The organism is Micromonospora sp. WMMD998 (assembly GCF_029581235.1).
Taxonomy (GTDB): domain Bacteria; phylum Actinomycetota; class Actinomycetes; order Mycobacteriales; family Micromonosporaceae; genus Micromonospora.
In genome coordinates this window covers 2,429,274-2,451,902 of record NZ_CP120740.1, presented here as the reverse complement: position 1 = coordinate 2,451,902, position 22,629 = coordinate 2,429,274, and the positions used below count along the sequence as shown (strand labels likewise).

At 74.9% G+C, this 22,629-nt stretch carries 16 protein-coding genes and 2 pseudogenes; 5 read left to right on the top strand and 13 right to left on the bottom strand.

Annotated features, from left to right (window positions below; all coding sequences use genetic code 11):
- Positions 1-145: 145 nt before the first annotated feature.
- Complete coding sequence (locus O7619_RS11605; protein ID WP_282287570.1) at positions 146-844, bottom strand: UdgX family uracil-DNA binding protein; 699 nt, start codon at positions 842-844, stop codon at positions 146-148.
- 82 nt (positions 845-926) lie between these two features.
- Positions 927-2,264 (bottom strand): aminotransferase class I/II-fold pyridoxal phosphate-dependent enzyme, encoded by a 1,338-nt coding sequence (locus O7619_RS11600; protein WP_282287568.1) that lies wholly within the window; start codon positions 2,262-2,264, stop codon positions 927-929.
- A 38-nt stretch (positions 2,265-2,302) separates the two neighbouring features.
- Between O7619_RS11600 and O7619_RS11595 the strand changes: the two genes are divergently transcribed.
- Entirely contained in the window at positions 2,303-3,580 is a 1,278-nt protein-coding gene (locus O7619_RS11595; protein WP_282287567.1) for a bifunctional pyridoxamine 5'-phosphate oxidase family protein/GNAT family N-acetyltransferase, read from the top strand.
- Positions 3,581-3,606: 26 nt separating this feature from the next.
- Here O7619_RS11595 and O7619_RS11590 read toward each other — a convergent pair whose 3' ends face one another.
- From O7619_RS11590 to O7619_RS11545, 10 genes are all read right to left on the bottom strand, one after another.
- The gene (locus O7619_RS11590) at positions 3,607-4,530 is read right to left on the bottom strand and encodes a sporulation protein (protein ID WP_282287566.1); all 924 of its coding nucleotides are present in this window, start codon (positions 4,528-4,530) and stop codon (positions 3,607-3,609) included.
- Positions 4,531-4,677: 147 nt separating this feature from the next.
- The gene (locus O7619_RS11585) at positions 4,678-5,742 is read right to left on the bottom strand and encodes a hemolysin family protein (protein WP_282287565.1); all 1,065 of its coding nucleotides are present in this window, start codon (positions 5,740-5,742) and stop codon (positions 4,678-4,680) included.
- On the bottom strand, positions 5,739-7,094 hold the full coding sequence (locus tag O7619_RS11580) for a hemolysin family protein (protein ID WP_282287564.1): 1,356 nt from the start codon (positions 7,092-7,094) through the stop codon (positions 5,739-5,741). Before O7619_RS11580 ends, O7619_RS11585 begins: the two co-directional genes overlap by 4 nt.
- A gap of 162 nt (positions 7,095-7,256) precedes the next feature.
- Entirely contained in the window at positions 7,257-7,586 is a 330-nt protein-coding gene (gene mnhG / locus O7619_RS11575; protein WP_282287561.1) for a monovalent cation/H(+) antiporter subunit G, read from the bottom strand.
- Positions 7,583-7,846 (bottom strand): monovalent cation/H+ antiporter complex subunit F, encoded by a 264-nt coding sequence (locus tag O7619_RS11570; protein ID WP_282287560.1) that lies wholly within the window; start codon positions 7,844-7,846, stop codon positions 7,583-7,585. The genes mnhG and O7619_RS11570 overlap by 4 nt, the downstream gene beginning before the upstream one ends.
- A complete protein-coding gene (locus tag O7619_RS11565; protein ID WP_282287558.1) occupies positions 7,843-8,460 on the bottom strand; it encodes a Na+/H+ antiporter subunit E in 618 nt (205 codons plus the stop codon). Before O7619_RS11565 ends, O7619_RS11570 begins: the two co-directional genes overlap by 4 nt.
- Positions 8,457-9,962 (bottom strand): Na+/H+ antiporter subunit D, encoded by a 1,506-nt coding sequence (locus tag O7619_RS11560; protein ID WP_282287557.1) that lies wholly within the window; start codon positions 9,960-9,962, stop codon positions 8,457-8,459. Before O7619_RS11560 ends, O7619_RS11565 begins: the two co-directional genes overlap by 4 nt.
- Before the next feature lie 55 nt (positions 9,963-10,017).
- Positions 10,018-10,497 (bottom strand): Na(+)/H(+) antiporter subunit C, encoded by a 480-nt coding sequence (locus O7619_RS11555; RefSeq protein ID WP_282287556.1) that lies wholly within the window; start codon positions 10,495-10,497, stop codon positions 10,018-10,020.
- A complete protein-coding gene (locus O7619_RS11550; protein WP_282287555.1) occupies positions 10,494-13,307 on the bottom strand; it encodes a Na+/H+ antiporter subunit A in 2,814 nt (937 codons plus the stop codon). The genes O7619_RS11555 and O7619_RS11550 overlap by 4 nt, the downstream gene beginning before the upstream one ends.
- A gap of 194 nt (positions 13,308-13,501) precedes the next feature.
- Complete coding sequence (locus O7619_RS11545) at positions 13,502-13,855, bottom strand: hypothetical protein (protein ID WP_282287554.1); 354 nt, start codon at positions 13,853-13,855, stop codon at positions 13,502-13,504.
- Between the two features lie 176 nt (positions 13,856-14,031).
- Between O7619_RS11545 and O7619_RS30140 the strand changes: the two are divergent.
- From O7619_RS30140 to O7619_RS11535, 3 genes and pseudogenes are all read left to right on the top strand, one after another.
- A pseudogene (locus O7619_RS30140) lies at positions 14,032-14,976 on the top strand (DEAD/DEAH box helicase); the annotation flags it as partial.
- A gap of 234 nt (positions 14,977-15,210) precedes the next feature.
- Positions 15,211-18,840, top strand: a pseudogene (locus tag O7619_RS11540) (helicase-related protein); the annotation flags it as partial.
- A 610-nt stretch (positions 18,841-19,450) separates the two neighbouring features.
- Positions 19,451-20,266, top strand: a complete 816-nt coding sequence (locus tag O7619_RS11535; protein WP_282287552.1) for an SAM-dependent chlorinase/fluorinase — start codon at positions 19,451-19,453, stop codon at positions 20,264-20,266.
- 177 nt (positions 20,267-20,443) lie between these two features.
- Here the strand turns inward: O7619_RS11535 and O7619_RS11530 are convergent, their stop codons facing one another.
- On the bottom strand, positions 20,444-21,679 hold the full coding sequence (locus O7619_RS11530; RefSeq protein ID WP_282287551.1) for a hypothetical protein: 1,236 nt from the start codon (positions 21,677-21,679) through the stop codon (positions 20,444-20,446).
- Between the two features lie 107 nt (positions 21,680-21,786).
- On the opposite strand from O7619_RS11530, the gene O7619_RS11525 reads away from it, so the two are divergent.
- The gene (locus O7619_RS11525) at positions 21,787-22,578 is read left to right on the top strand and encodes a DNA-formamidopyrimidine glycosylase family protein (RefSeq protein WP_282287550.1); all 792 of its coding nucleotides are present in this window, start codon (positions 21,787-21,789) and stop codon (positions 22,576-22,578) included.
- Positions 22,579-22,629 lie beyond the last annotated feature (51 nt).

Sequence of the window (22,629 nt, the reverse complement as noted above, 5' to 3'; positions counted from 1 at the left end):
ACACCCATAGCGTTCCACCCACGCCCCACCCGGCCCAAGGGTGTGAGTCGGATTGGCGCTCCACCCGACGCCGGAGGATCGGCTGAGGTGGGACAGCAGGGACGAGCACGGGCCGGAGCGGTCGAGGGCCAGCGCCCGGGCTGACTCAGCGCAGTGCCCCGGCCGCCACCTTCAGGTCGGCGACCAGGCCCTCGTACGCGATGTCCTGGTTGTCGGCGCGCAGCACGGCGGACGGGTGGATGGTCGCGAGCAGCCGGGTGGTCGGCGCGTCGGCGACCGTGCCGGCGCGATCCACCGGCACCTCGGCGAAGTCCTCCGGATGCTGCGCGGCGGCCGGCCACGGCAGCAGTTCGCCGCGCTGCTTCGTCACCCGGAACGTCGGTCCGAGCAGCGCCTTGGCGGCGGTGGCGCCGAGCACCACCACGATCTCCGGATGCAGCCGGGCGAACTCGGCGACCAGCCAGGGGCGGCAGGCGGTGACGTGCACCCGGTCCGGGGTCTGGTGGATGCGCCGCCTGCCGCGCAGTTCGAAACGGAAGTGCTTCACCGTGTTCGTCAGGTAAAGCTGGCCGGGGTCGAGGCCGGCGTCGTCGACGGCCCGGCGCAGCAGCCGACCGGCCGGGCCGACGAACGGCAGTCCCTGCTGGTCCTCCACGTCTCCCGGCTGCTCGCCGACGAGGACCACGCGGGCGCGCTCGTCACCCCGGCCGAAGACGGTCTGTGTCGCGCCCCGGTACAGCTCGCAGCCCCGGCAGCCGGCCGACGCCGCCCGCAGCGCGGCGATGGTGTCCGCCTTCGGCGGAATGAACTCCTGCGCCCCGGGCGCGCTGTCGATCTCGGCCATGCCGACCGTTCTACCCCCTCGGCCGTCCGCCACGCCGCATCTCCCGGCGTGTTAAGCGGGGCCCCCGCCTCTACCAGAAGCGTTAATAGGGGGCCCCGCCTTGCACGGGCAGCACCGCGCGGGCGAGCGCGTCGGCGAGCGGCGGCAGGTCGGGGTCGGACAGGGTGCTCACCGTGAGTCGGACGGCGGGGGCGGCGGCGATCCGGTAGAGACTGCCCGGCGCCACCGACCAACCGGCGTCGCGTAACGCGGTGACCGCGACCGTCTCGTCGGGCACCGGCACCCACACGTTGATCCCGGTCCGCCCGTGCGCGGCCAGCCCGCGCGCGGCGAGCGCGGCGACCAGACCGTCGCGCCGCCGGTCGTAGCCGCCGGCCGCGCGCCGCACCAGCTCACCGGTGGCCGGGTCGCGCCAGAGCGACAGGACCAGGCGTTGCAGCACGGTGGACACCCAGCCGGCGCCGACGCGCGCCCGGCCGGACACCCGGGCCACGGTGGCCTCGTCGCCGGCGAGCACGGCGAGCCGCAGGTCGGGCCCGTAGGGCTTGCTCACCGACCGGACGAAGGCCCACGCCGGGGTCGCCCCGGCGAGCGGGTGCAGGGGTACGCGGGCCAGCTCGGCGGCGTGGTCGTCCTCGATCACCAGCAGGTCGGCGCGGCCGGCGAGCAGCGTACGCAGGGCCGCCGCCCGGTCGGCGGAGACGGCCGCGCCGGTCGGGTTCTGGGCCCGGCTGGTCACCACGAGCGCGCGTACCCCGGCCGCCAGCGCGGCCCGCACCCCGGCCACGCTCGGGCCGTCGTCGTCCACCGGCACCCCGACGGTACGCAGCCCGAGCGCGGCGATCAGGTCGAGCAGGTTGGCCCAGCCCGGGTCCTCCACCGCCACCGCGTCGCCGGGGCGCAGGTGGGCGGCGAGCAGCCGCTCGATGCCGTCGAGCGCGCCGCCGGTGACGGTCAGCTCGTCGGCCGGCACCCCGTCGGCGGAGAGCCGTTCCCGGGCGGCGGCGGCCAGTTCGGGCAGGACGGCGGCGTCCGCGTACCCGGTCGGGGTGCCGACCTCGGCGGCGAGCGCGGCCAGGTGCGGACCGAGCGGGGGCAGCAGCCGGTGGTCGGGGTGCCCGTCGGCGAGGTTCCGGGTGCCGGGTCGCGGTGGGGGCGCCAGCGCGGCGCGGCGGGTGGCCACCGGCGGTCGGGGGCGGACCCGGGTGCCGTGCCGGCCGGCGGTCGCGATGAGGCCCCGGTGCCGCAGGTCCTGGTACGCCCGCGCGACGGTGGCCGGGCTGACGCCGAGGTCGGCGGCGAGCGCGCGGACCGCCGGGAGGGAGTCGCCGGGGGCGAGGGCGCCGGTGCGGATGCCGGATTCCACGCTCGCCGAAATGGCCGCCGACGTGGAGCCGGTCACCTGATAATGTGCTGCCACAGTTTCAGCATTGTACTAGAACAAAGGCGGGATGTCGCATGTACCCTCCGACCCATCGCACCACCGCCACCCGCACCCGCGATCGGATGCGCTACGACCGGGCCACCGCCCACGCGCTGCTCGACGAGGCGTACCACTGCGCGCTGTCGTTCGTGGTGGACGGCGAGCCGCGCGTCCTGCCGACCCTGCACGTCCGCGTCGACGACACGCTCTACCTGCACGGCTCGACCGGCAGCCGGCCGCTGCTCGCCGCCCGGGGCGAGGCCGGGCTGGCGGTCTGCGTCGCGGTCACCCACCTCGACGGGTTGGTCTACGCCCGCTCGCAGTTCCACCACAGCGCCAACTACCGGTCCGTGGTCGTGCACGGCGCCGCCCGCCTCGTCGACGACGCCGACGAGAAGGCCCGGGTGCTGACCGCGCTCGTGGAGAAGGTGGCCGCCGGCCGGTCCGCCGACAGCCGGCCGCCGAACCGGCGCGAGCTGGCCGAGACGGCGGTGCTGGCGCTGCCGCTGCGCGAGGTGTCGGTGCGGATGCGCACCGGCGGGGTGAACGACGAGCCGGCCGACGAGAGCCTGCCGTACTGGGCCGGGGTGCTGCCGCTGCGCCTCACGCCGGGGCGGCCCGAGCCGGCCGACGGCGTGACCGCGCCGGTGCCGGCGTACCTGCGACCGGCGCGCTCGGCCTGGCTGGAGCCGGTGGCGCTGCGCGGCGCGCACGTGGTGCTGGAGCCACTCGACCTCGCGCACGCCGAGGACCTGTACGCGGCCACCGACGACCCGGAGGTGTGGCGGCACCTGGGCAGCCCGCAGCCGGCCGACGCCGCCGGGATGCGCCGGATCCTCGCCGCCTACCTCGACGCCCAGCAGCGCGGCGAGCAGGTGTGCTGGGTGCAACGCTGCGCCGCGACGGGTGCCGTGGTCGGCACCACCTCCTGGTACGAGGTCGACCCGGCCCGCCGGTCGCTGGCGATCGGCCACACCTGGCTGGGTCGGCCGTGGTGGCGCACCGGCATCAACACCGAGGCGAAGCTGCTGCTGCTCACCCGGGCGTTCGAGGAGTTGGACGCGATCCGGGTGGCTTGGCACACCGACGCCCGCAACGAGCGTTCCCAGCGGGCGATCGACCGGCTCGGCGCGACCCGTGAGGGTGTGCTGCGGCGGCACCGGCAGCGCCCGGACGGCTCCTGGCGCGACACGGCGCAGTACTCGATGCTCGCCGAGGAGTGGCCCACCGCCCGACGCGCCCTCGCCGGGCGGCTCCAGCGTAAGGAGGGGGCCCCGCTTAACGCATTTGGTAGAGGCGGGGGCCCCGCTTAACACCCGTCGCGGCGCGAGCGCGACGCTCAGGTGCCGTCGCCGGCGCCACCGCCGACGCCTCCGCTGCCGGCCGTGCCACCCAGGCCGTACCCGGGGGCGACCGGGTGGTCGGGAGCGCGGCTGACGTGCGCCGACTCGCGGATGGTGGCGGACCAGTCGGCGTGCGCCGCGGCGGCGGCGTGCCTGTCGATGGCGTGCCGCAACCAGCCGTCCACCGTGGAGACCCAGTCCCGCCGGTCCGCCCCGGCGTGCCAGATCCGGAACCGGCTGATGCTCTGGTGGGTCACCCCGGCCAGGGAGAGACGCCGGTCCAGCCAGAACAGCACCTCCATGCCGGCCGAGTTCGTCAACATGATCACTTCCAGCTCGGTGATCGGCCCGGCGTAGAGCGGGGCGGCCCAGAACCCGAGCCGCTGCTGGAACGGCAGCGCCTGCTCCACCCCGGGCAGCCGGCCCTGCTGGAGTCCCGCCTGCCGCATCACGAAGCCGAGCGTGTCGAGCGCGGCGAGCAGGTGCTGCTGGGTGGGCAGCGGGTGGATGAGGACCGGCACCATCTCGCCCTGGTCCAGGTCCGGGTCGACGGACACCTCGGTACGCAGCCCGGTGCGCAGGGTCATCAACGGCACCCCGCCGAACACCGTGACCGGTGTCTCCCAGGGCAGCGGCACGGCGAAGTCGACCGCCCGCCGCCGTCCGGCCGGCACCACGAACCGCCCGGCGACCGTCCATTGGTGATATTGCACGAGCCGGCGTGGCGCGCCCGGGTCCTCCGGCTCGACCTGCGCGACAAGTCCCAGCCGGATGCGCCGGACCGGGACGTCCTCCCCCTCGGCGGCGAGCGTCACCCGTCCCGGCAGCCGCAGACCCGGCCGGGTGCTCGGGTTGCTCAGGGTGCTGCTGACCGAAAGCCCGATCCCGAAGGACCCCCTGGACACCCCCGTCACCCGCACGCTGCGGCTTTCCCCCCGCGCGCCCTCACACACCCCCATCGGGTCGCGCCCTGTTTCACGGAAAGTGTGGCTATCCGGCCTCGAATAGCCACACTTTCCGTGAATCTGCGCCCAAGTGGGGTCGGGTGGGGTGGGTGGCGTGGGTGGTCAGCGGAGGCGGCGGCCTCGGGGGATCGGGTCGGTTTCGTCGTCGAACTCGCCGATGACCTCCTCCAGGAGGTCCTCCAGCGCGACGAAACCGATCGGGCGGGTCGGTCCGCCGCCGTTGCGCACCAGCGCGAGCTGGGCCTGGCGGCCCCGCATGGCGGCCACCGCCTCGCTCACCGACGCCTCGGCGGGCAGCGTGAACGCGCCCGTCATCAACTCTCCGGCGGTCGCCGGCCGGCCGTTGGTGACCGCCCGCACCGCCTCCCGCACGTGGACCAGGCCGCACACCTCGCCGCCCGGGTCGAGGACGGCGAGCCGGGACCGGCCGCTGTCCCGGGACACGTGCTCGATCCGCTCGGCGGTGTCGTCCCGGCGCACGGTGACGATCCGGTCGAACGGCTCCATCACCTGCGCGACGGTGGTGCCCTGCAACTCCAGCATGCTTGTCAGCAACTGGTGCTGCTCCGCGCCGAGCAGCCCGTGCTCCCGGGACTGCTCCAGCAGGATGCGCAGCTCGTCCGGGCCGTGCACCTGGGCGAGTTGGTCCTGCTGCTGCACGCCGACCAGCCGCAGCATCACGTTCGCCAGCCCGTTGAGCAGGGAGAGCACCGGACGGGCGATCCGGGCGAACGCCCGGAACGGCAGCGCCAGCAGCATCGCCGAGCGCTCCGCGTCGGTGATCGCCCACGACTTCGGCGCCATCTCACCGACCACCAGGTGCAGGAACGTCACCAGGGCGAGCGCGAACAGCAGGCCGACGACGTGACTGGCCGCGTCCGGCAGGCCGACCGCGTGCAGCAACGGACTGAGCAGGTGCTCGATCGCCGGCTCGGCGAGCGCGCCGAGGCCGAGCGTGCACAGCGTGATGCCGAGCTGGGCGCCGGCGAGCATCAGGCTCAGCTCGCGGACGCCGTCGAGCGCCGCGCGGGCCGCCCGACCACCACCGGCGGCCGACTGCTCCAGCCGGTACCGCTTGGCGGCGACCAACGCGAACTCGGCCGCCACGAAGAATCCGTTGAGCGCCAACAGCACCACGGAGAATGCCAGCGCGAACCCGGGGCTCATGCCGCACCCTCCCCGGACACGTCGGCGGTCGACCGCAGTCGCACCGAGTCGGCCACGTGCCGGTCCACGGCCAGCACCTCGACCAGCACCCGCGGCCCGGACGACGGCTCGTCGCCCGCGCCGCCGGGCGCGATCTCCAGCCGGTCGCCGACCTCGGGCACCCGGCCCAACTCCCGCATCACCAGGCCGGAGAGCGTGTCGTACTCGGGCGCCTCGGGCAGCTCGATGCCGGTGCTGTCGACGACCTCGTCGATCCGCCAGCGGGCCGGCACCACCCAGGAGCCGTCCTCCTGCCGGGCCGGCGCCCGCTCCGGCGGGTCGTCCTCGTCGCGGATCGGCCCGACCAGTTCCTCGGCCAGGTCCTCCAGCGTGATCACGCCGGCGAACCCGCCGTACTCGTCGACCACGCAGGCCAACTGCCGGTGCCCGGACCGCAGCCGGTCCAGCACCGTCGGCAGCGGCAGCGTCTCCGGCACCAGCAACGGGGGTACGGCCACCGCGTCGATCCGGGTGCTTCCCCGCTCGGCCGGCGGCACCCCCAGCACGTCGGCGATGCCGACCACGCCGATCAGGTCGTCGACGCCCTCGGCGCCGCGGACCGGGAACCGGGAGTGACCGGTGTCGAGCATCTCGACGATCCGGCTGACCGGTTCGTCGGCCCGCACGGTGTGCACGTCCACCCGGGGCACCATGGCCTCGCCCGCGGTCAGCTCCCGGAAGTCGAGCCCCCGGTCGAGCAGGTCGGACATCTCCGCGTCGAGGTGCCCCTCCTCGCGGGACTCGGCGATGATCTGTTCCAGGTCGGCCGGGGTGGCGCCGCTGGGCAGCTCCTCGATCGGCTCGATGCCGACCCGGCGGAGCAGCCGCACGGCGGCCCGGTCGAAGAGGGTGATCAGCGGACCGGCGATCCGCAGGTAGACCAGGGTGGACCGGGACAGCGCCCGGGCGAGCGGCTCGGCCCGGGCGATGGCCAGGTTCTTCGGGGCCAGCTCGCCCAGGACCATCTGCACCACGGTGGCGATGACCAGGGCCAGCGCCACCGACAGCGGCAGCGCCACCGCGCTCGACACCCCGGCGACGCCGAGCAGGTCGGCCAGCCCGGCGCCCAGGTAGGGCTCGGCGACGTAACCGACGAGCAGGGCGGTCACGGTGATGCCGAGCTGGGCGCCGGAGAGCATGAAGGAGAGCCGACCGGTGACCTCCAGGGCCCGGGCGGCGGCCCGGTCGCCACCGTCGGCGAGTTGTTTGAGCTTGCCGCGGTCGACGGCGACGTAACCGAACTCCTGCGCCACGAAATAGCCGGTGGCGGCGGTGAGCACGGTGATGAGAAGGAGACCGACGAGGATCAGCACGGGAGGTTCAGGGCTCCCGGGGTCGTCGGAAAGGGGAGATGCCGGGTATAACCCGGCCGGCTACTGCTGCCCTCCGGGGCAGGAGAGTCGATCATGCCGCCATTTTATCGGTGCCCGCTGGATGCCCGCTGAAGGTGCCGGGAACCGCACCGCGGGTCCGGTTCACCCGTCGGCCAGCTCGTCGACGTCGAGCAGGGTCCGGTCGACCCGCCCGGACCGGTAGGCGGCCCGGCCGATCATCTGCGCGGCGACCGGCGAGGTGGAGAGCTGGAAGATCGCCACCAGCGCCAGCATCCCCAGGTCCGAGCCGGTACGCAGGCGCAACGCCAGCCCGCCCAGAAGCAGCAGCACGCCGAGCACCTGCGGCTTGGTGGCCGCGTGCATCCGGTCCAGGGTGTCCGGGAACCGCACCAACCCGATGCCGGCGACCAGGCTCAGCAGCGCCCCACCGAGCAGCAGGATCCCCCCGGCCCAGTCCGCGACCGCAGTCATGATTCGGCCCGGACGGCGAAGCGGACCAACGAGACCGAGCCGACGAAACCGAGCAGCGACAGCACCACGAGCACCGGCAGGGTGGTGGCGTGCCGGGTCACCCCCGCCTCCGCCCCGACCGCGCCGAGCATGGCCGCCAGCAGCAGGTCGGCGCCGACGATCCGGTCGAGCAGGGACGGGCCGCGGTAGATCCGGGCCAGGGCGAGCAGCGCGGTGGCGGAGAACAGCACGGCCAGCGCGACGGCGAGCAGGGCGGTCACGGTTGGTTCCTCCGATCGGCGGGTTCGAGGTCGAGCTGGCGTACCTCGGTGGGAGAGCCGACGGCGCGGACGATGCGCCGTTCGACGGCGAGCACGCGGTCGCGGCTGGCGGCCAGGTCCTCGGGGCCGCGCACGTCCAGCACGTGCACGTAGAGCACGCCCCGCGCCCGGTCGATGTCGAGGATCAGGGTGCCCGGCACCAGCGAGATCACCTCGGCGGTCAGCGCCAGGTTCAGGTCGGTGCGGACCCGCAGCGGCACCGCGATGATCGCGCCGCGCGGCCGGTAGCCGGGACGCAGCGCCACGGCCGCCACGTGCACGCTGGCGCTGACCAGCTCCGCGGCGAACGTGCCCGCCAGCACCAGCAGCGCACCGGGTCGCAACCGGCCGCCGAACGTGACCGGCGGCAGCGGGAAGAAGAACAGCACGGCCGCGCCGACCACCAGTCCGGTGAGCAGGTTGCCCCAGGACAGGTCGCCCCAGAGCAGCAGCCAGGCGACGACGAGCCAGCCGAGCGCGACGGCCTGGTCGCGCCACCGTCCGCCCCGGCCCACCGCCGGCGGGTCGGCGGCCGGCGGCGGGTCGCCCCGGCCCGGGGGCACGTCGCCGGTCACGGCACGTCCCGCGGCAGGACGGCCCGGACGTACGGGGTGCGCTGGCGCAGGTCGGTGGCGGCGTCCGCGGTGACCTGGAACAGCGGGCCGGCGACCAGGGTGAGCAGCACGCCGAGCGCCACGAGCGCGGCGGTGGCGCCGACCATCAGGCCGGGCAGCCGGGCCACCGGGGTGGTGGTGGCCAGTCGCGGTGACCGCCAGAACGCGATGTTCCACACCCGGGACGCCACGTAGAGGGTGAGCAGACTGGTGACCGTGCCCGCGCCGACCAGCACGGCGGGCAGCGGGCCCCCGGCCGCCACGCCGGCCTGGAGCAGGCCGAGCTTGCCGAGGAAGCCGGAGAACGGCGGGATGCCGGCCAGGTTCATCGCCGGCACGAAGAAGAGCACCGCGACCACCGGCGTGATCCGCGCCAGCCCGCCGAGCCGGCGCAGGTCGGTGCTGCCGGCCCGTTCCTCGACCAGGCCGGCGACCAGGAAGAGCGTGGTCTGCACGGTGATGTGGTGCACCACGTAGAAGATCGCCCCGGACAGGCCGGCGACGCTGCTCAACGCCACCCCGAAGATCATGTAGCCGATGTGGCTGACCAGGGTGAAGGAGAAGAGCCGCTTCATGTCCGACTGGGCCACCGCGCCGAGGATGCCGACCACCATGGTCAGGCCGGCCACCACCATCAGCAGGCCGGACAGCTCGCCCCCGGGGAACAGCAGCGTCTCGGTGCGGATGATCGCGTACACGCCGACCTTGGTCAGCAGGCCGGCGAAGACGGCGGTGACCGGCGCGGGCGCGGTCGGATAGCTGTCCGGCAGCCAGGCGGAGACCGGGAAGACCGCCGCCTTGATGCCGAACGCGAGCAGCAGCGTCAGTTGCAGGGCCAGGCGTACGCCGGAGGGCAGCGCGTCCAGCCGGCCGGCGAGCTGGGCCATGTTCACCGTGCCGGTGGCCGCGTACACCAGTCCGACGGCGGAGAGGAAGAGCAGCGACGACAGGACGCTGACCACCACGTACGTCGAGCCGGTGCGCAGCCGGACCTCGGTGCCGCCCAGCGTGATCAGCACGAAGCTCGCGGCCAGCAGCAGCTCGAAGCCGACGAAGAGGTTGAACAGGTCACCGGCCAGGAAGGCGTTCGCCACACCGGCGGTGAGCACCAGGTAGGTGGGGTGGTAGATGCTGACCGGCGCGGTCTCACCGGTCTCCGCCCGGCCCTGGCCGATCGAGTAGAGCAGCACGCAGAGCGTGACCGCCGCAGAGACCACCACCATCAGCGCCGCCAACTGGTCGGCCACCAGCACGATGCCGATCGGCGCCGGCCAGCCGCCCACCCGCGTCACCACCGGGCCGTGCCGGTACGCCCCGACAAGCAGCACGACCGCGACCACCAGGACGGTGGCCAGGCAGAGCACGCTTATCGCGCGCTGCAACCGGGGCCGCCCGGTCAGCATCAGGGTGAGCGCCGCGCCGAGCAGCGGCACCACCACCGGCACCGGCACCAGCCCGCTCACGGCGCCGCCCCGCGTGGCGAGCGCCGGGCTCCCGGGACCGGCTCGCTCCGCGTGCTCATGAGCCCCCGCCCCGGCGCAGCCGGCGGCGGGCCGGCTCCGGATCGACCTGTTCCGGGTCGCTGTCCGGGCCCTCGCCGCCGAGGTCCGCGGTGGCGATCTCCTTGCGCTCGGCCAGCCGGACGATCTGCCGGTCCTCCAGGTCGTCCTGCACCTCGTCGTCACCGCTCGTGTGCCAGCTCCGGTAGGCGACCGCGAGCAGGAACGCGGTCAGCCCGAACGTGATCACCACGGCGGTGAGCACCATGGCCTGCGTCAACGGGTCGCTCATCAGGTCGGGTTGCGCCGTGCCGACGAGCGGTGGCGCGCCGGACCGCCCGCCGAGCAGGATGAGCAGGTTCACGCCGTTGCCGAGCAGGATGATGCCGAGCAGGATCCGGGTCAGGCTGCGTTCCAGCAGCAGCGTGACACCGGTGGCGACGAGCACGCCGACCGCCAGCACGAGCACGAGCGTCGGCCCGGCCACGCCCCGCGTCATGACTGTCCCTCACGCCGGACGGCGAGACCCCGGGCCGGCTCGCCGGCGGCCTCGACGTGCCGGTCCACCTCGGCGCCCAGGCTGCGCAGGATGTCCAGCACCAACCCGACCACGACCAGGTAGACGCCGATGTCGAAGAAGACCGACGTGACCAGGTAGGAGTGCCACAGATCGACCTTGACGCTCTGCAGCGCCTCGCCGGTGAGCACCAGGCCGATCACGCCGCTGCCGACCGACAGGGCCAGGCCCGCACCGAGCACCATGCCCGCACCGACCGGCGCCGCCTCGGCCAGCTCGTACCGCCCGCCGGCCAGGTAGCGCAGGGTCAGCGCGAGGCCGGCGACCAGCCCGCCGGAGAAGCCCCCACCGGGGGCGTTGTGCCCGGAGAAGAGCAGGAACAGCGAGAAGACCAGCACGGTGTGGAAGATCAGCCGGGTGACCACCTCGAACACGACCGAGCGCCGCCGCTCGTGCAACGTCTGCCCGCCGCGCAACCAGACCGTACGCCCGGCGCGCGGCACGGCCGGGCGCGGACGGCGTGGGCGCGGCCCGGTGCGCGAGCGCTCGAAGATCAGGCTGGCCACCCCGGTCGCGGTCACCACGAGCACCGAGATCTCCCCCATGGTGTCCCAGGCCCGGATGTCGACCAGGGTCACGTTCACCACGTTGCGGCCGTACCCCTGGGTGACCGCCAGGTCGGGGAAGGCCGCGGAGATCGCCGGCGCCCGCCGGGCCCCGGCGGCGGTCAGCGTCAGACCGGCCGCCACCAGGCCGGCGGCGACCCCGACGACCCGCCGCACCCAGCGGCTGCGGCGCAGTGGGCGGGCCGAGAACCGTTCCGGCAGCCGGCGCAGCACCAGCACGAAGACGGCGATCGTCGCGGTCTCCACCAGGAACTGGGTGAGCGCCAGGTCCGGCGCGCCGTAGAGGACGAACATCATCGCGGTGCCGTAGCCGGTCACGCCGACGAGCAGCATGGCGGTGAGCCGGCGGCGCGCGCCGACCGCCAGCACCGCGGCCACCGCGATCACCACGCAGACCACCAGTTGGGCCGGGCTGTCCCAGGGCACCAGGTGGACCCGCCACGGCTCGGTGGTGACCATCGCCATGCCCGGCACCAGCACCAGGACGACGAGCACCGCACCGAGATACTGCGGCAGCGAACCACGCTGGGTGACGCTCGTGACGTGGATGGCGAACCGGTCGAAGCGGTGCGTCACCCACTCGTACCCCTGCCTGCCGGAGACCGGGGAACGCAGCGCGGCCAGCGCGGGCGCGAGCCGGGCGCGGGCCAGGTGCAGCGCCACGCCGCCGGCCAGCACCAGGGCGGAGAGGCCGAGCGCCGCGGTCGGCCCGTGCCAGAGCGCCAGGTGCTCCTCGACCGGGCCGAACAGTTCGGCGTACGGGTCGAGCAGGCCACCCAGCCAACCGGCGGCCGGCCCGGCGGCGAGCCCGGCCACGGCGAGCACCGCCGGCGGCAGGAGCATCGCCGCGGGCGCGTGGGCCACCGCGGTGGCCGGCATGCCGGGCCGGGTGCCGAACGCCCCCCACAGGAAGCGGATGCTGTAGGCGACCGTCAGCGCGCTGCCGACGACGAGCGCCGCCAGCACCCACGGCCGGTCGGCGAACGCGGCGAGCACCGCCTCCTTGGCCACGAACCCGAGCAGCGGCGGCACGCCGGCCATCGACGCGGCGGCCAACGCGGCGACGGTGGCCAGCACCGGCGCTGCCCGCCCCACCCCGGACAGCTCCCGCAGGTCCCGGCTGCCCGCCTGGTGGTCGAGGAGCCCGACGACGAGGAAGAGCGCGGACTTGAACAAGGCGTGCGCCGCCAGCATGGCGACGCCGGCGAGCGCCGCGGCCGGGGTGCCCGCGCCGAGCGCCACCGCGAGCAGGCCGAGCTGGCTGACCGTCCCGTACGCCAGCAGCAGCTTCAGGTCGCACTGCCGCAACGCCGCCCACCCGCCGGCGACGAGCGTGACCAGCCCGGCGACCACGGTGACCGGCCGCCACGGCCCGGCCGGGGCGAGCGTCGGGCCGAGCAGCCCGAGCAGGAAGACGCCCGCCTTCACCATGGCCGCCGCGTGCAGGTACGCGCTGACCGGTGTCGGCGCCGCCATCGCCACCGGCAACCAGGCGTTGAAGGGGAACACCGCGGACTTGGCAAGCGCGCCGGCCAGGATGAGCAGCACCGCGGTGACCAGGTATCCACCGCCGGGCAGCGGGGTGGCGGCCACCGTCGACAGGCGGTAGCCGCCGGCGTGGTGGCCGAGCAGCAGGAACCCGACGAGCATGGCCAGTCCGCCGAGCGTGGTGACGGTGAGCGCGTGCGCGGCGGCCCACCGGCTGGACCGGCGCTCCGCGCTGTGGCCGATCAGCAGGTAGGAGAAGACGGTGGTCAGTTCCCAGAAGACGTAGAGCAGCAGCAGGTTGTCGGAGACGACGAGCCCGAGCATCGCGCCGGCGAAGGCCACCATCACCGCCGCGAACCGGCCCAGACCGATCGAGCCGGCCCGGAAGTAGCGGGCCGAGTAGACGAGCACGAGCGCGCCGACGCCGCCGACCAGCAGCAGCATCAGCCAGGACAGCGTGGTGACGCGCAGCGCGAGGTCGAACCCCAACTGCGGGATCCAGGGGTACGTCTCGGCCACCGCGCCGCCGTCGCGTACCGCTGCGGTGTGCGCCACCGCCCAGCCGGCCGTGGTGGCCGGGGCGAGCGCGAGCAGCAGACAGGCGCGCGGACCCCACCGGCGGACCAGTGACGGCGCGAGCAGGGCCGCCACCAGGTGCAGGATCAGCAGGACGAGCACGCGCGCTCCCGGTCGAGGTGACAGCGCGCCGGGGCACGCTGGGTGCACGACCGATCAGACGCCACTTCCCCCGGCGGCCGGGCCGTTTTCCCCGAAACCCACCCCACCCCGCCGCCCCGGCCCGCTTGAGCCGGAGGTCGCGTCGACCGACGCGCTGACGGTCCTCGGTCGACGCGGCGTCGGGTGGGGGGCCGTCAGTGGAAGGGAGCGGCGTTGCGGCGGGACTGCGCCGCCTGGTTCGGGCGGTTGAGCTGCCGGGCCGTCCGGTCGACCACGCGCTGCGCGCCCGCGAGCGAGCGGACCGGCAGCCGGGCGTCCCGGCTCTCCCGCCGCAGGACGAAGTAGTGCACGGCGGCCCGGACCAGGGCCCGGTCGGCCGCGCTGGAACGGGCGGTGGCGACCACCATCTCGCGCAGGCGGCGGGCCAGCTCCTCGGCCAACTCGAGCTCCGGGCCGTCCAGGCCGGTGCGGAGCGCGGCGAGTCGGCTGTCGACCTTGCGGATGAGCACGTCGGTGCCGGTCGTGAAGCCTCGATCGTCCACGGTCATCCACGCCTCCACCCACGCCGCGTTGCGAGTGAAGTTACTTTATGTTGTAGCTTGCAAGCAAGCAGTTAAGTGAGACTTAACGGAATAATTGGCTTATTCATCGCGTCAATTCGCCGGGCGGGACAGAACCATCCGCCGCCGAGCCGGATGTCGTACCGGCGCGGCAGGATGGGGGCGTGGCGGACGAGGTGACCCCGGCAGGCGGGGTGCTGGCGAGTTTCGGCGCGGCGACCCGGGAGTGGTTCACCGCGGCGTTCGCCGCGCCCACCCCCGCCCAGCAGGGGGCCTGGCGCTCGGTCGCCGCCGGGCGCAACGCCCTGGTGGTCGCGCCGACCGGCTCCGGCAAGACGCTCGCGGCGTTCCTCTGGTCGCTCGACCGGCTGGGCAAGGAGTCACCGCCGACCGATCCCCGTCGGCGCTGCCGGGTGCTCTACGTCAGCCCGCTCAAGGCGCTCGCCGTCGACGTGGAGCGCAACCTGCGCACCCCGCTCATCGGCATCCGCCAGGCCGCCACCCGCCTCGGCCTCGTCCCGCCGGACATCACCGTCGGCATGCGCACCGGGGACACCCCGGCCGACGAGCGCCGGGCCTTCGCCCGCACCCCGCCGGACGTCCTCATCACCACGCCCGAGTCGCTGTTCCTGCTGCTCACCTCCGCCGCCCGGGACTCGCTGCGCGGGGTGGACACGGTGATCGTCGACGAGGTGCACGCGGTGGCCGGCACCAAGCGCGGCGCCCACCTGGCGCTCTCCCTGGAACGCCTCGACGCGCTGCTCGACCGGCCCGCCCAACGGATCGGGCTCTCCGCCACCGTCCGACCCATCGACGTCTGCGCCCGCTTCCTCGGCGGCGCCCGACCGGTCGACGTGGTGCAGCCGCCGGCCGACAAGACCATCGAGGTCAGCGTCCAGGTCCCGGTGGAGGACATGACCCGCCTCGACGAGCAGGAGCCACCGGAGGACGAGCTGGGCGCCGGTCCACGCCGGCCCTCCATCTGGCCGGCCGTCGAGGAACGGGTGCTCGCGTTGATCCGGGCGCACCGGTCCACGATCGTCTTCACCAACTCCCGGCGCGGCGCCGAACGGCTCTGCGCCCGCCTCAACGAGCTGGCCGCCGAGGAGTCGGAGGCGACGGCCGCCCCGGACGGCAGCCGCGTGGCCCGGGGCGGCGAGCCGGTGCGCGTATCCGATCTCCTGCCCTCCGGCGACGGCCCACCGGCCGGCGACGGCCCGGCGGACGGCGACGGCGGCCCGGCGGACGGCTCCGGCCCGACAGGCGCGGGCGCCACCGGCGACGGCGCGAGCACGACCGGCGGAGCCGGAGCCCCGGAGGCGGGCGGGCGCGGCGGGTGGCGCGGCGCGGACGCGTTCGGCGGGCCGGTGGGGCCGCTCCGCGCGCCGCGGCAGCCGGCCGAGGTGATGGCGCAGTCCGGCGCGGCGGCCGGCGCGCCGGCGGTGATCGCCCGGGCGCACCACGGCAGCGTCTCCCGGGAGGAGCGCAAGCACATCGAGGAGGCGCTCAAGTCCGGGCAGCTCCCCGCCGTGGTCGCCACCTCCAGCCTGGAGTTGGGCATCGACATGGGCGCGGTCGACCTGGTGGTGCAGATCGAGGCGCCGCCGAGCGTCGCGGCCGGGTTGCAACGGGTGGGCCGGGCCGGGCACCAGGTGGGCGCGGTCTCGCGGGGCGTGGTCTTCCCCAAGCACCGCGGTGACCTGCTCTCCTGCACGGTCGTCGCCGAGCGGATGGGGGCGGGCGCGATCGAGGAGCTGCACTACCCGCGCAACCCGCTCGACGTGCTCGCCCAGCAGATCGTCGCGATGGTGGCGTTGGAGCCGTGGCAGCTCGGTGACCTGGCCGTGCTGGTCCGCCGGGCCGCGCCCTTCGCCGAGCTGCCCGACTCGGCGCTGCACGCGGTGCTCGACATGCTCTCCGGGCGCTACCCGTCCACCGCCTTCGCCGAGTTGCGGCCCCGCCTGGTCTGGGACCGGGCGACCGACGTGCTGACCGGTCGGCCCGGCGCCCAGCGGCTCGCCGTGACCAGCGGCGGCACCATCCCCGACCGGGGCCTGTTCGGGGTCTTCCTGGCCGGGGCCGAGCGGGCGGCCCGGGTCGGCGAGCTGGACGAGGAGATGGTCTACGAGTCCCGGGTCGGCGACGTGTTCCTGCTCGGCTCGTCGTCCTGGCGGATCGAGGAGATCACCCCCGACCGGGTGCTGGTCTCGCCCGCCCCCGGTCAGGCCGCCCGGATGCCGTTCTGGAAGGGCGACCAGCTCGGCCGCCCGGTCGAGCTGGGGCGGGCGATCGGCGCCCGGGTCCGCGCGTTGCTGCGGCAGTCCGACCCCGACGCGGTGGCGGCGCTGCGCGCCGGTGGGCTCGACGACTGGGCCGCCGGCAACCTGATGACCTACCTACGCGAGCAGAAGGCGGCCACCCGGTCGCTGCCCGACGACCGGACGGTGGTGGTCGAACGGTTCCGCGACGAGCTGGGCGACTGGCGGCTCGCCGTGCACTCGGTGCTCGGCGCCCGGGTCAACGGCCCGTGGGCGCTCGCCATCGGCCGCAGGCTGGCCGAGCGCTACGGGGTGGACGCGCAGGTCATGCCCTCCGACGACGGCATCGTGGTCCGGCTGCCGGACACCGCCGAGGAGCCGCCCGGCGCCGACGTGGTGGTCTTCGACCCGGACGAGATCGCCCAGTTGGTCGAGGAGTCCGTCGGCACGTCGGCGCTGTTCGCCTCCCGGTTCCGCGAGTGCGCGGCCCGGTCGCTGCTGCTGCCCCGCCGCGACCCGCGCCGCCGGCAGCCGCTGTGGCAGCAACGCCAACGGGCCGCGCAGCTCCTCGACGTGGCCCGGGAATACGCCGACTTCCCGGTCACGCTCGAAGCCGCCCGGGAGTGCCTCCAGGACGTCTTCGACCAGCCGGCCCTGGCCGACCTGATGCGCGACCTGGCCGCCCGCAAGGTCCGGCTGGTCGAGGTGGAGTCCGAACGCCCGTCCCCGTTCGCCCGGTCGCTGCTCTTCGGCTACGTCGGCGCGTTCCTCTACGAGGGGGACGCGCCCCTGGCCGAGCGGCGCGCCGCCGCGTTGGCGCTCGACTCGGGGCTGCTCGGCGAGCTGCTCGGCCGGGTCGACCTGCGGGAGCTGCTCGACCCGGCGGTGCTCGCCGAGACCGAACGCCAACTGCGCTGGCGCACCGACCAGCGGCGACCCCGCGACGCCGAGGACGTGGTCGAGCTGCTCCGGGTGGTCGGCGACCTCGGTCCGGCCGAGCTGGCCGAGCGGGGGGTGCCGGAGGAGTGGCCGGCGGAGCTGGCGGCGGCCCGCCGGGTGCTGCGGGTGCGGATCGCCGGCGAGGACCGCTGGGTGGTCGTCGAGGACGCGGCCCGGTTGCGCGACGCGCTCGGGGTGGCGCTGCCCGTCGGGGTGGCCGAGGCATACCTGACGCCGGTGGCCGACCCGCTCGGCGACCTGGTCGCCCGGTACGCCCGCACCCACGGCCCGTTCGCGGCGGCGACCTGCGCGGCCCGGTTCGGGCTCGGCGTGTTCGTGGTCGAGCAGGCGCTGCGCCGGCTCGCCGCCAACGGCCGGGTGGTCTCCGGCGAGTTCGCCCCGGACAGCGTCGGCACGCAGTGGTGCGACGCCGAGGTGCTGCGCCTGCTGCGCCGCCGCTCCCTGGCCGCGCTGCGGCGGGAGATCGAGCCGGTGCCACCCCGGGTGCTCGCCGCGTTCCTGCCCCGCTGGCAGCAGGTCGGCTCGTCGGCCCGCGGGGTCGAGGCGGTCGCCGCCACCGTCGAGCAGTTGCAGGGCGTGACCGTGCCGGCGTCGGCGCTGGAACGGCTGGTGCTGCCCGCCCGGGTCGCCGACTACTCCCCCGCCCAACTCGACGAGATGTGCGCCAGCGGCGAGGTGGTCTGGGCCGGCGCCGGGGCGATCTCCGGCGGCGACGGGTGGGTGACGCTCGCGTACGCCGACGTCGCGCCGCTGCTGCTGCCACCGCCGGACGAGGCGCTGACGCTCACGCCGACCCACGAGGCCGTGCTCGACGCGCTCGCCGACGGGCAGGCGCTGTTCTTCCGCTCCCTGTCCGACCGGGTCGGCGCGACCGACGACGCCGCCCTCTCGGCCGTGGTGTGGGACCTGGTCTGGGCCGGTCACCTCACCAACGACACGCTCGCGCCGCTGCGCGCCGCACTTGGTGCCGGCGGTGCGCACCGGTCCCGGCCGTCGCCCCCGCGCACCCGCTACCGCCGCCCCGGCCGGGTGGCGCTGCCCAGCCGCGGCGGCCCGCCGACCATGGCCGGCCGGTGGTCCCGGCTGCCCGACCGCGACCTCGACCCGACCCGCCGCGCCGCCGCCCTGGCCGACCTGCTGCTCGAACGGCACGGCGTGGTGACCCGCGGCGCGGTCGTGGCTGAGCAGGTGACCGGTGGTTTCGCGGCGGTCTACCCGGTGCTGTCCGCGCTTGAGGAACGCGGGGCGGCCCGACGCGGCTACTTCGTCGAAGGGCTCGGCGCGGCGCAGTTCGCGGTGCCCGGCGCCGTCGACCGGATCCGCGCCCTGGCCGACCCGACCGACGGCGGCCGGACCGGGGGCGGGCCGACCGTGGTGCTCGCCGCCACCGACCCGGCGAACCCGTACGGCGCGGCGCTGCCCTGGCCCGAACGTGTGGTCGACTCGGGTGACGGCGCGGCACCGGCCACCGGTCACCGGGCCGGACGCAAGGCGGGCGCGCTCGTGGTGCTCGTCGCTGGCGACCTGGTGCTCTATGTCGAACGGGGCGGGCGGACGATCCTCTCGTTCACCGACGACGCCGACACGCTTGGCGCGGCGGGCAAGGCGCTCGCCGACGCGGTGCATTCCGGCGCGCTCGGCGCGATCTCGGTGGAGCGCGCCGACGGTGAGGCGGTGCACTCCTCCCCGCTGCGCGACGCGCTCACCGCGGCCGGCTTCCGGGCCACCCCCCGGGGCCTGCGCCTGCGCGGCTGACCGCACCCCGGCACTCAGACCTGACCTCCGGCCCTGCGTGTCCGAGGGGGCGGGCCGTTCCGGGCTTGCCCATAGGCTCCGGCCCCGCGCCTCCGGCACGGCGACACGGAGACGCGGCGGCACGGAGACGCGGCTGCACGACAGCGCGGCGGCACGGAGGCACGGCTCTCTGCGGCACGTGGCCCTTCACCCCACCCCGGCACCTGTTCCCACCCCCGATCGGCCCGACGATCGCCACAACTCGGCGCGCCTGCCCGCCGGCTACGAGATCTTGGTACGAAAGGGCCCCCAGAGGGGCCATTTCGTACCAAGATCTACAGGATCCTATCTGATGGACGCGAACTCTTGCATTGTGGAATCGAAGCGTGGTTCTGAGGCTGAGAAGCGGCGGGGGACTGGAGCAGGGACAGCAGGAGGAATGGATAGAGAGGAAGGGGCGGAGGGAGTGAAGGGGTAAGGAGAAGGAAGTCAAGGACCGGAAGGGCGGGAGCGACGGAGAGGACGAACGGAGGGAGGGACCGATGTGGAAGGACGGACGGGAGTGAGCGGGGATGGTGCGGAGAGCCGGTCGGGACTGGCTAGGGTTGCCGGACACGTGGAGGAGGGGCCGATGGCGATCCAGCCCGACGATCCACCGCCGGCGAACGGGCCGTGCGTCTCGCTGACCACCGACTACGGGCTCGCGGACGGCTTCGTGGCGGCCTGCCACGGGGTCCTCGCCCGGCTCGCCCCGACCGCTCGGGTGATCGACGTGACACACCTGGTGCCGCCGGCCGACGTCCGGCGGGGCGCCGCGGTGCTGGCGCAGACGGTGCCGTACCTGCCGGTCGGGGTGCACGTCGGGGTGGTCGACCCGGGGGTCGGCACCGAGCGGCGCGGGATCGCGCTTGCCACGCCGGGCGGGCTGTTGGTGGGCCCGGACAACGGGCTGCTCGTGCCGGCGGCGGACGCGCTCGGCGGGGTGACCGAGGCGGTGGAGTTGACCAACCCGGAGTGGTGGCTCGCGCCGACGGTCTCCCGCACCTTCCACGGGCGGGACGTGTTCGCGCCGGTGGCGGCCCGGCTGGCCGCGGGCGCGCCGCTGGCCGGGGCCGGACCGGCCGTCGACCCGGCCGCTCTGGTCCGGCTGCCGGAGCCGGTGGTCCACGCCGACGCGGGCGGGTTCCGCGCCGAGGTGGTGACCGTCGACCACTTCGGCAACGTGCAACTCGCCGCGCCGGCCGCGCTGCTGGACGGGTTGCCGGGCCGGGTACGGGTGGGCGGCCGGCTGGCCGTGCACGGCCGCACGTTCGGCGACGTCGCGCCGGGTGAGCTGCTGGTGTACGCCGACTCGGCCGCACTGGTGGCGGTGGCGGTACGCACCGGCCGCGCCGTCGACCTGCTCGGCGTCGGGCCGGGCGACGTGCTCACCGTGACCGGCGACTGAGCCGACCCGGACCGCGCCGGCAGACCCGACCGGGCGAGCCGGCCACCGGTACACGCAGGCAGACCCAGCCGGGCGAGCCAGCCACCGGTATACGCAGGCACACCCGGCCGGGCGGGACCGACACCGGGACCGGCCGCGCGGGGCCGCGGCGCAGGCGATCATCGGCCCGGGACGACGTCAGCAGCGGGAACCCACGCCACCCAGGGTCGTGGACAGGTACGCGTGACTCACGTACGTCCCACCCACCAACCGGTACCACCGGGTCGTGGTGCGGTACGGCCCGGCGATCCGCTGCCCGGTCACCCAGCAGTCGATCGGCACCTGCGCGTAGGTGGCGGCCAGGCCCCGGCTCGGATACGACGTGCCGGCGCCGGTACGCAGGTTCAGCGGCCCGGAGCCGACCACGCCCCGGACCCCGCCGGCCGTCCAGAGCAGGGTCACGGTGATCCACGCGTTGTCGGTGAGCCGCAGTCCGTCCCAGAACGTGCCGTCGGCCAGGTCGAGACCGGCCGGGTTGCGCACGGTCCGCCCGAACTGGTCCCGCCCGCCGTTGTATCCGTTCTGGTAGGCGGCCTGGGCCTCGGGGAGCCCCTGCGGCAGGTTCCGCCAGTTCTCCCGGACGTTCGACGGGTTCCACCAGTCGTCCCGGGTGTTCCACGGGCCGACGTCCCAGACCGGCGCGTACTCGCAGCGGCTTCCGCTCGTGGTGCAGACCTTGACCGTGTAGTCACCGGTCCCGCGCGGGGAGAGGCCACGCCGGGAGGGCAGCGCCGCGAAGTGGTCCCGGACGCCGACGGTGTGCCCGTTGGCGGTGACGCCGCCGACGAGGCCGATCCGGGTCGCGTACACCCGGTAGGTGAGCGCGACGGCCGACGGGGCGGTGGTGGCGGCGGCGGTGTCGGCGGCGAGGGTCAGGCCGGTCACGGTGGCCTCCGCGGCGGCGTTCGGGGCGGTCAGCACGACACGGGCCTGCACCTGGGTGACCGGCTGGTCGAAGATCGCCTCGGCGGCGTCCCGCCACTCGGTCCAGCGGCCGGCCCGCCAGCCGCGTACCTGGGCCGCCGCCGTGCCGCCGGCGCCGGTGCGGGCGGCGAGCCGGGCGCGTACCCGGGTGGCGGGGTGGTCGAGCGCGCGCGGCGCGGTGAGCAGGATGCCCTCGGCGACCGGCCCGGCCGCGGCGGCGGGCCGGGTGTGGGCGGTGGGGTGGGGATCGGCCAGCCGCAGGCGGCCGGACCGCCAGGTGACGTTGACGTCGTCGCCGCCACCGACGGCGAGGTCGGCGGACCAGCGTTCGGATCCGGGCGCGGCGGCGCGGGCCGGCGCGGCGGCGGCCGGCGCGGGGGCACCGGGCAGGCCGGCGGCCAGGGTGAGCAGGGCGGTCAGGGCGACGGAGGTACGGCGGACTCGGGCCATGGGATTCTCCTCAGAACCCCCTGATCCTCGCCGTTAACCGGATGAATCGAAACATAGGTACAAATAGCGAAACAGACGAATTTCGTTCGGTCGGGGAGAATGGTGGCGTGCCCGAAGGTGACACCGTCTGGAACACCGCCCGCGTCCTGGAACGCGCGCTGGCCGGGGCCCGGCTCACCGGGTCGGACTTCCGCGTGCCGCAGCTCGCCACCGCCGACCTCACCGGCTGGACCGTCCGGGAGTCGGCCAGCCGCGGCAAGCACCTGCTGTTGCGACTCGCCGATCCGGACGCCGGGGACTGGACGCTGCACTCGCACCTGCGGATGGACGGCGCCTGGCGGGCGTACACGCCGGGCGAGCGGTGGACGGCCCGGCCGGCGCACCTGATCCGGGTGGTGCTCCGCTCCCCCGCCGCGGTCGCGGTCGGCTACCACCTGCACGAGCTGGCACTGGTCCCGTCCGCCGAGGAGGGATCGCTCGTCGGTCACCTCGGCCCGGATCTGCTCGGCCCGGACTGGGATCCGCAGGAGGCAGCCCGCCGGCTGGCCGAGCATCCGGAGCGGAGCATCGGCGAGGCCCTGCTCGACCAGCGCAACCTGGCCGGGGTGGGGAACCTCTACAAGTGTGAGGTGCTCTTCCTGCGCGGGCTGTCGCCGTGGACGCCGGTGCGCGCGGTGCCCGACCTGGCCGGCACCGTCACGCTGGCCCAGCGGTTGTTGGCGGCCAACCGGGGCCGCTGGACGCAGAGCACCACCGGGGTGCTGCGCCGGGGCGGGACCAGCTACGTCTACGGCCGCCGGGCCCAGCCGTGCCGGCGGTGCGGCACGGCGGTCCGCAAGGAGGAGCAGGGCGAGCGGGTCACCTACTGGTGCCCGACGTGCCAGCCGGAACGCGAGTGACGTGGAACTTCCACGAACCGCCTAACATCCCCCGAGATACGGACGATTGGG

Excerpts from the sequence above, each read along its gene's own strand:
- O7619_RS11530 (WP_282287551.1), bottom strand. The coding sequence starts at position 21,679 with ATGGCCCGAGTCCGCCGTACCTCCGTCGCCCTGACCGCCCTGCTCACC.
- O7619_RS11585 (WP_282287565.1), bottom strand. The coding sequence starts at position 5,742 with ATGAGCCCCGGGTTCGCGCTGGCATTCTCCGTGGTGCTGTTGGCGCTC.
- O7619_RS11535 (WP_282287552.1), top strand. The coding sequence starts at position 19,451 with ATGGCGATCCAGCCCGACGATCCACCGCCGGCGAACGGGCCGTGCGTC.
- mnhG (WP_282287561.1), bottom strand. The coding sequence starts at position 7,586 with ATGACTGCGGTCGCGGACTGGGCCGGGGGGATCCTGCTGCTCGGTGGG.
- O7619_RS11545 (WP_282287554.1), bottom strand. The coding sequence starts at position 13,855 with ATGACCGTGGACGATCGAGGCTTCACGACCGGCACCGACGTGCTCATC.
- O7619_RS11605 (WP_282287570.1), bottom strand. The coding sequence starts at position 844 with ATGGCCGAGATCGACAGCGCGCCCGGGGCGCAGGAGTTCATTCCGCCG.
- O7619_RS11555 (WP_282287556.1), bottom strand. The coding sequence starts at position 10,497 with ATGACGCGGGGCGTGGCCGGGCCGACGCTCGTGCTCGTGCTGGCGGTC.
- O7619_RS11595 (WP_282287567.1), top strand. The coding sequence starts at position 2,303 with ATGTACCCTCCGACCCATCGCACCACCGCCACCCGCACCCGCGATCGG.